The following is a 4,124-nucleotide window of genomic DNA, read 5'->3' as shown; positions in this document are numbered from 1 at the left end:
CGTCGTGCAGCAGACGGGTCGCGCGTTGGCTCATTGCGTGCCCTGCAGGCGCAGGACAAAGCGGACCATGTTGTCCACCGTGTCGAAATTCTCCGGCAGCATTTCGCTGGCCCTGATCGACAGGCCGAATTCACCTTCGAGGAACATCACGATCTCGAGTACGCCGGTCGAATCGATGACGCCTTGCTCAAGCAGCGACGCATCGTTGGTGAGGTCGGCCGCGTTGTCGCTGAAAAGAAGGTTCTCCAGGATGTAACCGCGGATCTTCGACTCGATTTCGGTTGCCTGCTGCGCCATGCATATTCCCCTGTCATCCCTCGCGAACGATTTCGCGGCGGGGCATTGTATTTCGGGCACAGGCGGCGCTTGCTTTCTTACGGACCGTGAGGTTGTTTCTCGGCAGCACGCCGCTGCCGCAAGAACGTCTCGTCGAGCAGCATGGTCGAGAGAATGCCTACGAACGCCTGATTGTCGGCAAAGCCTAGCGCATCGCCACGACGGCATTTGTCAACAAGTTTGCCAACAGCCGCGGCGTCGAAATAGCCAGCCGCGCGGATGCGTTCGCTTCCCATCAAATCCGCCACGTAGTCCAGCGGTGCGCCATGGTGGAAGAAACTCTGGTGGTCGGGTGCGCGGTACGGCTGCTTGCTGCGCTGCAGGATCAGAGGCGGCAGCAGGCCGTCCAGCGCACGGCGCAGCAGGTACTTCTCCTTCAGGCCGCGGATCTTCCAGTGTGGCGGCAGTCGGTTGGCAAACTCGATGAGGCGGTGATCGAGGTAGGGGAAGCGGCCCTCGATCGAATGCGCCATGCCCGCCCGGTCACCCTGCGCCGGCAGCAGGTAGGCCGCCAGCAGAGACTTCGCTTCCACGTATTGGTCGCGGGCTAGTGGGCTCCACGATACGAGTTCCCGCGGCAGTTTCTGCTCGTACCAGTCCAGCGGATCCCAGGGGCCGATGCTGGCTCGCATCTCCCGCGACAGGAACCGCAGCGCGCGCTGCGAAGTCGTCCAGCGTGGTGCGTGTGCGAACACCGGCCGGTCGCTGGCTTCGAGTCCCTTGCCGAAGAAGGACTGCGCCAGTGCGGCATTGGCGACGGGAGAGTTTTCCAGATAGCCATACAGTCGCTCCAGCAGCCTTGGCCGCAGCCGTGAATCGGGCTGGCGCGCCCAGAAGCGGCGGATCTTGGCCTCCTTGAAGATGTCGTAGCCGGCAAAGACCTCGTCCGCGCCTTCACCGGTCAGCACGACCTTGTAGCCCGATTCGCGCACGCGCCGCGACAACAACATCAGTGGCACCGCTGCCGTGCGCAGCACGGGTGCCTCGACGTGGCGGACCAGTGCCGGGAATTGTTCGCCGATGTCGCGTGGCGTGCAGCGCAGCGTCGTGTGCGCAGTGCCGAGGTGGCGCACCATGGTGTCTTGGTACACGCTCTCGTCGAACTCGGCCTCCGCGAAAGTGATGCCAAAGGTGTGGATAGGCGTGCTGGTGAAACGGCTGGCCAGAGCGACGATGCCCGAGGAGTCCAGTCCGCCGCTGAGATAGGCGCCTACCGGCACGTCGGCGCGCAGTTGCAGACGCACGGCATCGATCAGCAGCGCGCGCAGTTCCTCGGCGGCGGCCTCGATGGAGCCATGGCCATGCACCCCGCACTCCGCGCCGGCCACCGGGAAGCGCCAGTCCCAGTAACGCGTCAGCACCTCGCGCCGGTCAGCCTCCACCGCCAGCAAGTGACCAGCCGGCAAGCTCTCGATGCCCCGGAATACCGTCGTGGGATCCACCGGTCCCCAGTAACTCAGCGTCTGCACCAGGCCCAGCGGATCCAACGCGGCACGGTCCGGCAGCACTGCCAGCAGTGCCTTGATCTCCGAGCCGAACCAAAGTCGTCCCGCGGCGCGCGTGAAGAACAGCGGTCGGATGCCGGTGCGGTCGCGCGCCAGCAGCAGGCGCCGTCGTTCGTCATCCCACAGCGCGATCGCGAACTGCCCGTTCAGATGTTGGACGAAATCGTCGCCATGCTGCTCGTACAGGTGGACGATGACCTCGGTATCCGATTGCGTGTAGAAGCGGTGGCCCTCGCGTTCGAGCTGCGCACGCAGCTCGCGGTAGTTGAAGATCTCGCCGTTGAACACGGTCCAGACGGTGCCCCGCTCGTTGTGGATCGGCTGCTCGCCAGTCATCAGATCGATGATCGACAGACGCGCATGTGCCAGGCCGATGCCGTTTCCGACATGGAAGCCGTAACCGTCCGGGCCGCGATGATGAAGCGTGTGGATCATCGTCTCGAGCGCGGTGCGCATCGACGTCGGTGCAATCGGTGGGCCGAGGCAACCCGCAATTCCGCACATGTCGAGACCGGTCTCCTGGCTGGCGCGCCGATGGATGGTAGATCGCCGGCGCATCGCCGGCGCCACGCAAACGCATGCGCGCAGCAATCCTATCGCAGTGCGTAGGCAGGTCAGGTTCCTTGACGCAGGACTGCGCGTCGTGACTGCCGCTGCATGAGTGCCGCGAGGCGCAGCCCGCCGCCGAGCCATGCCAGCGTCCGCAGTGGCTTGTATCCCGCGAGTAGCGCGCGCGACAGAAAGCGCCTTGCGATCTCGTCGTGGCCGCGCTCCAGCAGCTGGCGCGCCAGGCTGTAGTCCGCTGCAGCCCGTGCCCTGTGCAGCAGATGTGCAAGCTTTGCTGATGGTCCACCATCCGTGGCCGCGAGATTCGCGATGATGCGCTCATGCATCACCGCGTAACGAGCGCGGCTCCCCGCCCGGCACAGTTGGTTGGCGCGCCCCGTTTCGCGGCGGAAACCGGGATAGTCGAGATGGCCGCCGAGACCTGTGCGGCAGAGCCGTGCCGTGTAGTCCCAATCCTCCAGATTCCGGTAGCGTTCACTGAACGGGCCGGTGCCGAGCGCGGCCGTCCGACGCATGATCAGGCCAGACAGCCAGAAGAGGCTGCCAAACACGACGGCCGAGAACAGATCGCCATACTCGAGCATCAACGGTCCGCCAGCCACGCCACGGGACGGCTCGATGGGCAGTCGGCGCAAGCTGCAAGCGCGGGATGTCGCCGTGGCCAGCCCGGGTTCAATCCGCGCACGATGCGCTGCGCGCGGGTCTGCTGGTCGAGTGAGGCCGCCTCGCCTTCGAGCGTCAGAAATTGCAGCGCCGATACGCAGTGGAACGCCTGCAATGCGCACGCCAGCGCATCAGGCACCAACGCTTCGTCGGAGTCCAGGAACAAGACAAACTCGCCCGAAGTCGCGGCGAGCCCACGATTGCGCGCGGCGGAGGGTCAAAGGTTGGCTGATGCGATCAGCAATCTGGCGCGCGGATCATCGCCAAAATGCGCGCCGAGCACGGCAGGCGTGTCATCGCTCGACGCGTCATCGACGACGATGACCTCGCGAGGCGGCATGCCCGTGCATTCGCCAGGACACTGCCGACTGCCCGGACGATGGGTGCGCTGCGGTTATACGTCTGCACGATCACGTTGCAGCAAGGCGAGCTCTCGAGCATGGCGCCCCCCAAAAAAACGACGGGCGTGACGTGGCGCCCGCGACCGGGATCAGGTCACGCGCTTGTGTTGCCTTCGTGTCGATGCCTGCCAGTGGCGCAGGTCCCGGTCGATCTGCGCAGCCAAGCGTTCGATGCCAGGGGCGCATTGTTCACGCAAGCGCTGGTCAAATGCATCCAGGCCGCTGCGCGGAGCCTCACGCTGCCTGACGAGTTCGATGGATTTGCGCCGGAGCGCGCGCGGGACGCTGCGCTGCACCAGGGCCTTGATCCCCGGATTGCGGTAGAGCGTACGCAGGAATCCCTCGACCCGACCGTGTCGCGGTGTTTCGTTGTAAACGGTGAACTCGGGCTGGAAGGTGGTATTCAGCCCCAGGAATACGAGTATGTCGCGGAAGGTCGCTTCCGGCGATCGCGCCAGGTCCTCGAGCAGGATCACTTTGACCGCACTGCGTCCGAACACGCGGTGGTAACGCTCAACCTGGGGCGCGAAATCAGCCATCGCTAGTGTAGTGTTTTACTCTTGATGGAACTTACTTGCGCTACCGATCTCCAATGCTCTGCATTCGGTTTGCATTGGAGAGAGAAATTGCGAGTTGCCCCGGAAATCGAGTT

Annotated in this window: 4 protein-coding genes and 1 pseudogene; all 5 read right to left on the bottom strand. The window is 64.5% G+C overall.

The window, feature by feature from the left end; genetic code table 11:
• Positions 1-30: 30 nt before the first annotated feature.
• Entirely contained in the window at positions 31-297 is a 267-nt protein-coding gene (locus AC2VLV_RS03465; RefSeq protein ID WP_486988645.1) for an acyl carrier protein, read from the bottom strand.
• A 77-nt stretch (positions 298-374) separates the two neighbouring features.
• Positions 375-2,345 carry an asparagine synthase (glutamine-hydrolyzing) gene (asnB, locus tag AC2VLV_RS03460; RefSeq protein ID WP_486988646.1) on the bottom strand — a complete coding sequence of 657 codons (1,971 nt, stop codon included), beginning with the start codon at positions 2,343-2,345 and terminating at the stop codon, positions 375-377.
• 110 nt (positions 2,346-2,455) lie between these two features.
• Positions 2,456-2,992, bottom strand: a complete 537-nt coding sequence (locus AC2VLV_RS03455; RefSeq protein ID WP_486988644.1) for a hypothetical protein — start codon at positions 2,990-2,992, stop codon at positions 2,456-2,458.
• Positions 2,992-3,411 (bottom strand): annotated as a pseudogene (locus AC2VLV_RS03450) (glycosyltransferase family 2 protein). Before AC2VLV_RS03450 ends, AC2VLV_RS03455 begins: the two are co-directional and overlap by 1 nt.
• Before the next feature lie 150 nt (positions 3,412-3,561).
• Positions 3,562-4,011: a hypothetical protein gene (locus AC2VLV_RS03445; RefSeq protein ID WP_486988643.1), complete on the bottom strand. Its 450-nt coding sequence runs from the start codon at positions 4,009-4,011 to the stop codon at positions 3,562-3,564.
• Positions 4,012-4,124 lie beyond the last annotated feature (113 nt).

The sequence above is a fragment of the Thiomonas sp. TH-17 genome, assembly GCF_057473305.1.
This window is presented reverse-complemented; position numbering and strand designations above follow the sequence as displayed.